Annotated in this window: 5 protein-coding genes; 1 reads left to right on the forward strand and 4 read right to left on the reverse strand. The window is 47.0% G+C overall.

The window, feature by feature from the left end; all coding sequences use genetic code 11:
* From VIP81_RS02555 to VIP81_RS02570, 4 genes are all read right to left on the reverse strand, one after another.
* Positions 1–362 (reverse strand): carboxypeptidase-like regulatory domain-containing protein (locus VIP81_RS02555; protein ID WP_331956912.1); only part of this gene is annotated, 362 nt, incomplete at its 3' end.
* Between the two features lie 69 nt (positions 363–431).
* Positions 432–2,486: a beta-L-arabinofuranosidase domain-containing protein gene (locus VIP81_RS02560; protein ID WP_331956913.1), complete on the reverse strand. Its 2,055-nt coding sequence runs from the start codon at positions 2,484–2,486 to the stop codon at positions 432–434.
* Positions 2,487–2,488: 2 nt separating this feature from the next.
* Positions 2,489–4,336 (reverse strand): glycoside hydrolase family 2 protein, encoded by a 1,848-nt coding sequence (locus tag VIP81_RS02565; protein WP_331956914.1) that lies wholly within the window; start codon positions 4,334–4,336, stop codon positions 2,489–2,491.
* A 19-nt stretch (positions 4,337–4,355) separates the two neighbouring features.
* Positions 4,356–5,378, reverse strand: a complete 1,023-nt coding sequence (locus tag VIP81_RS02570) for a glycoside hydrolase family 43 protein (protein WP_331956915.1) — start codon at positions 5,376–5,378, stop codon at positions 4,356–4,358.
* A 253-nt stretch (positions 5,379–5,631) separates the two neighbouring features.
* On the opposite strand from VIP81_RS02570, the gene VIP81_RS02575 reads away from it, so the two are divergent.
* Positions 5,632–7,699, forward strand: a 2,068-nt coding sequence (locus VIP81_RS02575; protein WP_331956916.1) for a ligand-binding sensor domain-containing protein, incomplete at its 3' end; no start/stop codon positions are given.

The following is a 7,699-nucleotide window of genomic DNA, read 5'->3' on the forward strand; positions in this document are numbered from 1 at the left end:
TCTCCCAGTCCTTTGCTATCAGTGACTAACTGTACATTGATGTCAGTTTTTTCGCCGACAGTAATTTCCTGTTTTACATACCCGACAAAGGAAAACACCAATACTGCATTTTTGTCGGCTACCGCAAGATGGTAGGTGCCATTTGAGTTAGTGGATGTCCCTTTAGCGGTGCCTTTTACGCTCACGGTTACGCCGGGCAAGGCACTGCCCTGGTCGTCCGTTACTTTACCGCTAATGGTGATGTCTGTGGGAGCTGCGTGCGCCATGAGCGCAGAGAGGAGCAGCCATACTGTTAAGTGCAGGCATGGGCCGGCCAGTATTACTTTCCGGATCAGATCCCGGATACGTAATCGTTTTTTCATAACTGTGTTTTGTGGTCTTTATAAATTATCAGTCCTTCATAGTGTTTCTTTGGTTGATATTGCTACTTCTTACTTTACTACGGGGAAGGCTACAATTCTTACCTTGGTGCAACCATAAGGCACCAGGGTGATTACTTCTTCTTTCTCATTTACTTTTCCTTTATAAACGCCATTTCTATCTGTAACGGGTTGTGGGGCCACATCATCTACCAGCTTCCATTCCGGAATCTTTTTACCGGTAGTGGTAATCGTGATAGGTGCATGCGCCAGGTTCCATACAAAGTCGGCTGTTACGGGTTGTATGTTGCTTACCTGCAGGTATTGTGCCGGTGTGGCAATTACTTTTTCAGGGAGACCATAATTCCAGTCGTCTTTGGGATACACACTGAAATAATCTCCTTCTGCTTCATCATGTCCTTTTTCCCACTGCTCTGTTAACTTCAACGCATATACGATCGGGCCACGTTCTATCGCGCGGGAATTACGCCCCCAGTTGGACGTGCGCACAGACATTGGCAGTTGCAGGGTCAGTTGGTCATTATTGTTCCAGGTACGTTGAATGGTGATCACCTGTCCGCCTTTTTCGGAACGGAGCTTTTGGCCATTGAGCATCACCACTGCTTCTTCACACCAGGCAGGAATACGCAGCTGCAACGGGAAGGCCACGGATTGCTGCGTAGCAAGACTAAACCGGATCTGCTCTTCAAAAGGATAGCCGGTGTCTTCCTTAATCGTCACCGGGATATTGTTTTTCCCTACTTTGGCAGTGACTTCATTGGGGCTATAAGTCAATGCGGCCAGGCCATTGCCGGTAGCACTGTACCACAGCTGCGACGCAAACTTTGTCCAGCCCTGGTGCATGTTAGCCAAACAACAGGTATAGCCGCTGCGCATCCCCAGCACATTATTCATTTCCCGGTCAAAAGGCAGCGAAAAGTTGAATACGCCTCTTTTGATATTCACCTGATTGGCTATCTGGAAGTATTGTTTATTATTATAATCGTCTGTAGTCTGTGTTGGCAGCGCATTAAAGGTCATCCGTTCCAGCGCATCCATATATGCGGGATCACCGGTGATAGCAATAATTTCTTCCAGCGAAAACATCGACTCTACCACGGCACATAGTTCCGTTCCCTGCGTAGGTGCGTTACCGTGAAGATCTTCATCGGCAGAAAAAATGCCCATGGGCAGTCCATGCAAATTCATCAGATCCGTAAAACCGGTGTGCAGATCCTGCAGGTAATGTTTGTTGCCAGTACGCTGATAATTGAGCGCCGGGGCTTTGAGACCCATGCCCACATTTACGCCATGGCGGCGCATCCAGTGCTGATCATTTTGTTGTGCTGCTGCATCTATTACCCAGCTGCGATTGCCCAGCCAGGAAGTCCAGGCGAAAGATTTAGATTCCAGCAAGGCAGCCAGCTCCAGCAGTTTTTTATCTTTGTTGATACTATACAGCCACTGCGCGATCATGATATTTTCTGATCCCCGGGAAGTAGCCCATTCCGTCCATTTACCCAGTGGACAAGTTTTTAACACCTCCAACTGATAGTGAAAGTATCGGGTCATAAAAGACAGCACCCGGGCATCATTGGTGGCCGTGTAATACTGTTGCAGTACTTTAAGCATGACCATCTTAGGCCACCAGTCTTCCCCATCAGCAGCATTACTAACGCCAATGGGTATATTATTTTCCCGCTCTGATTTCGTGAGCGGACCAAAATATCCGGAGGGTCTTTGTTGTTGCAGGGTCCAGCTGATATAGCGACCTACTTTTTCTTTCAATATTTTATCGTCCAGCAAATATGCCAGCGGCACGGCGCCATCCAGCCAGTACGGGGTTTCTTCCCAGCCATCGCCTTTTCCGCCCAGCCAGCCGTTATCGTTCTTTATTTTATTATACACTTCGTCGAGGTGACCCGTGCTCCCATCCCGCATGATCTGCAGCTGATGACGCAGCCAGCCAGCCGGCTTCACCGCACCCAGTGGCAACGCTTTATATACCGGCGCTACATAGGTATTGGTATCAGCCTTGGTACCCGGCGAATGCATTGCATCCGCCGGGATAATACCAACCAAAACAGCAGAAAGGAGGAATAAGCCAAATGACTTTCGCTTTCTCATTATTAAGGTTTTATGGTTACCAGGGTCGGGTTATATAATTTCTGATGTACCGCCTTTAATTTCTCCAGCGGCATCTTCTGTACTTTACGGTCGTAGGTCATCAAGCCATTTGTTTCTACTTCCACATCAGTGGTTTGTGTATACACGGCGGCCGACAATCCTTGTTTGATCAATGTTTCCAGTCTGTCTGTAAATCCGCTGTAGCGTTTAAAAAGATCGTCTGCATTTTTGAAGCTCTGGTATCCCCAGTTATCTTTCTGTTGCCATACGTGATCATTTACCGGCAGTCCCAGTCCACCAAATTCTCCCAGCACAATCGCGCGTTTATCACCATACACGGCGGGATCTGGCATAGCAGGTTCCGGATAGTTGTGCAGATCAATAATATGTCCTACGGGATAGAAGTTACCTCCACTGGCCGTATTCACCAGGCGGGAAGGGTCTTTCTGCATGGTCCACTGTGCGATGTCCATGGTTTTAAACTGGCCCCAGGCTTCGTTGAAAGGGGTCCATACCACAATAGAAGGATAGTTGTATAAATGATCGATGATGGCATTCCATTCTTTTCTGTAATAGCCTTCAGATTCAGCAGAACGTTGCTGATCTGTGCCGCGGTCAATAACACCGGGGCGTGGTTCCCAGCCGTTGCCAAGGTCACCGCTCGGCATGTCCTGCCATACCATGATGCCTAACTGATCGCAATAGTAGTACCAGCGTGCAGGTTCTACTTTGATATGTTTGCGGATCATATTAAAGCCCATCGCTTTGGTTTGTGCAATATCAAATTTTAGGGCTTCATCTGTAGGGGCGGTATACAAACCGTCAGGCCACCAGCCTTGGTCCAGCGGACCAAACTGGAATACGAAACGATTGTTCAGCAGCATGCGTTCAACACCGTTGGCATCTTTACCAATAGAAGATTTACGCATGGCGAAATAACTCTTTACTTCGTCGATCACTTTACCTTTACGTGTAACCGTTAACTTTAGGTCGTATAAAAACGGAGATTCAGGCGACCATAATTTAGGCGAAGCAATTTTCAGCACGGTGTTTTCTCCACTCATCACACTTTCCGCTACTTTGGTGCTACCGTCGAAAGCGGCTACTGTTACCACATCTCCGGCTTTTGCATTTTGTACATTGGCGGTTATCGTCAGACTTTCCTGGTCAATATCCGGTGTTTGTTTGGTGCCTGTTATATAGGTGTCTGCTACTGCTTCTACCCAAACGGTTTGCCAGATCCCTGTTACCGGTGTATACCAGATACCTTCTGGCTTTTTCACCTGTTTACCTCTGGGCTGCACGCCTTCATCGGTAGGATCCCATACACGTACTACGATATCCTGTTTGCCTTTCTTCACCAGGGCGGTAATATCGAGGGTAAAGGGATCAAAGCCGCCTTCGTGGCTGCCGGCTTCCTTCCCGTTCACGTATACGGTAGTACGCCAGTCCACTGCACCAAAATGCAGCAGTATTTTTTTGCTCTGCATAGCCGAAGGCAGGGTGAGCGAAGTATTATACCATAAAACATTGTCTTTTCCCACATTACGTCCTACACCGGAGAGTGCGGATTCTACGGCAAAAGGCACCAGTATCTGACCATCCCAGGTGGCGGGTTTATCGTCGCTTTTAGGTTTGATGGCATAGTTCCACAAGCCATTCAGATTTTTCCAATTGCCGCGTACCAGCTGTGGTCGGGGATACTCGGGCAAGGTAGTAGTTGGTGTTACCTGTTCACTCCAGGAAGTGGCAATTTTTCCTGTCACCATTTTCCACGCTTGCTGCTGTGCTGCCACGGTATTCCATCCGAGTCCGAGTGCCAGTGCAAAAATTAAGTGCGTTTTTTTCATATGTATACTTAAAGTGTTTTTATTCTCCTGAAGGATTTTTAATAGCGGTGTTTATTTTAACCGGCTCGCCAAAGTCGGGGCTACCGTCTGCTTTCCAGTTGACCCGTTGCATACGTGGATTCCGCTTTTGCCCGCAGCCCTCTCCCGCGTGGGAATTGGCGTGATAGATAATCCAGTCTTCCTTTCCATCCGGTGATTTAAAAAAGCCGTTGTGTCCGGGTGCATACGCTCCGTTTTCCGGTTTGCTTTGCAGCACCGGCTCTGCAGCTTTCGTCCAGCTTTGCGGCTGCAGTGGGTCTGCATCATGTTTCAGGAACATGATGCCCAGGGTATAGTTTTCTGTCCAGCAGCCGCAGGCGGAGAAGATTAAATAAACCTCCCCTTTGGCATTCTTCAGTATTTCCGGTCCTTCATTAACACCATTCTGTTCCCAGCCATATTGCGGAGCGGCTATTTCCACCCTTGGCGATAGCAGTGTCCAGGGATTGGCCATGCGGGCAATGTAGAGACGTTGTATATTATCTTTTCCATTATGTCCGCTCCAGATAAAATAGTTTTTCCCTTTATGCGTAAAAACGGTGCCGTCGATAGCAAAATAATTGGCCGCTGTATCCCTGATTTGTCCTTTATCCGTCCAGGTGCCGGTAGTAGGATCCTGGGCCGTATTCTCCAGCACAAAGGTGTGCTGCGGATGGATACTCTCTGAAGACCCGGCGGTATAGTACAGGTACCATTTATGGTCCAGTCTGTGCAGCTCCGGCGCCCAGATATCCCTGGCGTTGGGTCCTTTGGCTGGTGGCGTCCATACCACCACTTCCTTTGCCTGCCCGAGGGCCGACATAGCAGCGGTTTTACGGATCACCAGGTTATGGCCCGTCGTATTTGAATAATAATACATCCCATCCTGTTGTATCACCCAGGGATCAGGACCACTACCCAGTAAAGGATTGGTAAAAACGCCCGTGGTATCTGGTCTGGCCGCATGGCAAACAGCGCTGATCAGTAACAGACATATCCCGGAAAGTAGTTGGCTACCTTTCATAACATGGATTTAGCTTCTGGTCTATTTAAGTGTAAAAATCACGCTTAACACTATTCTCCAAAGAAAACAATTCCTGTCCTTTGGTGGTTGTCAATTTATCTCAATCTTTCTCTTTTTTGTATCATTTTTTGGAGAGCAGAAGGCATAAAGCGGAAAGCAAAAAGCTATTGAAGCGTATAACCGCTGGGGGATCAACCGCTTCAATAGCTTTTTGCTTTCCGCTTTATGCTTTTTGCTGCTATATTTACACCACATGCTAAAAGCCAGGTATTATATTTTCCTTTTATTGTTGCTGGTAAACAAAACACTTTATAGCCAGGAAGCCAACTTCATTCACTACCAGGTAGAGAACGGGTTGTCGCATAATGCGGTGATTTGCACACTGCAGGATCAGCAGGGCTTTATGTGGTTTGGGACCATCTATGGATTAAACCGGTTCGACGGCTATACGTTCCGCGTATTTCGCAGAACAAATGAACCGGGTAGCCTGGGAGGCAATTATATCCTGAGTCTTTTTCAGGACGACAACGGCTTGTTATATGTAGGAACAGATAAAGGCGTGTATGTATACGATCCGCACACTGAGCAATTCCGTGCATTCAACAAAAGAACAAACGGAGATGTACATGGGATCATCAAAGATACACAGGGCAATATCTGGATCACGTCCAGCGGTCAGCTATTCCGCTACCAGGTAGCAACGGATAGTTTGTACGATGCTCCCGGATTCCGGGATGTTTCGTCCATTTGCCTGGGCAGTGATAGGAACATATGGGTGGCTTCTTCCGAAGGAAAAATAGGGGTATACGACAAGCACACCAATTCGTTTATCAACTATTCCCTTTTTGAACACTCGCCCAAAACCAGCAACCATTGGATACAAAAAATAGTGGCGATCGGAAAAGATTCCATCTGGGCCTGCACCAATACGCAGGGCGTTAAATTATTCGACACCCGCCACCGTACCTATAAAGATTTTTTTTCAACAGCGCCTGACCATACTGAAATATATGCAAGAGATATTGTTCGGCGAACAGGCGATGAATACTGGATAGCCACGGAATCGGGTATTTATATTTATCACCTGCAAAGCGGCGAAATCATCAACCTGAAAAAAAAATACAACGACCCTTACTCTTTATCTGATAATGCCATTTATACTGTTTGTAAAGATAAAGAAGGTGGAATATGGGCGGGTACCTACTTTGGTGGCATTAACTATTTTCCGCAGCCCTATACTTCTTTCGAAAAATTTTTCCCGCAAACAGGTATTGCGTCGCTTAGTGGTAATGCGGTAAGAGAAATTCACAACGATAGTTACGGACATTTATGGATAGGCACAGAAGATGGCGGCCTGAATAAATTCACACCCGCTACCGGTGAGTTCAGTAATTTAAAACCATTACCACCTCCGCAAAGTGGGTTATCGCATAGTAATATTCACGGATTGCTTGTTACCGGAGACTCGCTATGGATAGGCACTTTCGAGCATGGACTGGATATCCTGGATATTCCTACGGGCAAATTTATCCGGCACTACAAAGCCGGAGATCAGGCAAATAACCTGCATAGTAACTTCATTTACTCGATGCTGCGTACCCGCCATGGCGACATTCTCATTTGCACCACGAGGGGATTGTATCAGTACCACCCACAACGCGATAATTTTGAAACGGTACGGGAAGTGCCTGACTATATATTTTATACAGCGGTGTTTGAAGACAGCGAAGGCACCATTTGGTTGGGCACCGTGAGAGATGGACTATATTACTACAACCCTCACACCGGAAAAAAAGGATTGTATTTGCACGATCCTGCCAATCCGCATAGCGTTAGTAATAACCGCACCAACCGGATCTTTGAAGATAGCCGGCATCGTTTATGGCTGGCAACAGATGATGGTCTTTGCTTGTTTCATCCGCAACAAAATAATTTCACTACTTACTCTACCCGCCACGGTTTCCTGAGTAATATGATTTTTAGTATCCTGGAAGACAAAGCCGGGCAGCTATGGGTGACTACCTCCAAAGGACTGGCCTGTTTTTCTCCAACCACGGAGAAAGCGATTGTGTTTACCAAAGCTAATGGACTATTAAATGATCAGTTCAATTACAATTCCGTTTACCAGGATAGCAGCGGCAACATGTACTTTGGCGGCGTGAAAGGCATGATCCGTTTTAACCCGGATCATTTTCTGCGCAATACTTTTCTGCCACCGGTGTACATTACCGGTTTCCAGGTGTTTAACAAAGAAGCCCAGGTAGGCGATATTCTGCAAAAATCAATATCGTATACCGATACGATTGTGTTGTCGCACGACC

Origin of the sequence: Chitinophaga sp., assembly GCF_036566945.1 — a bacterium.
Taxonomy (GTDB): domain Bacteria; phylum Bacteroidota; class Bacteroidia; order Chitinophagales; family Chitinophagaceae; genus Chitinophaga.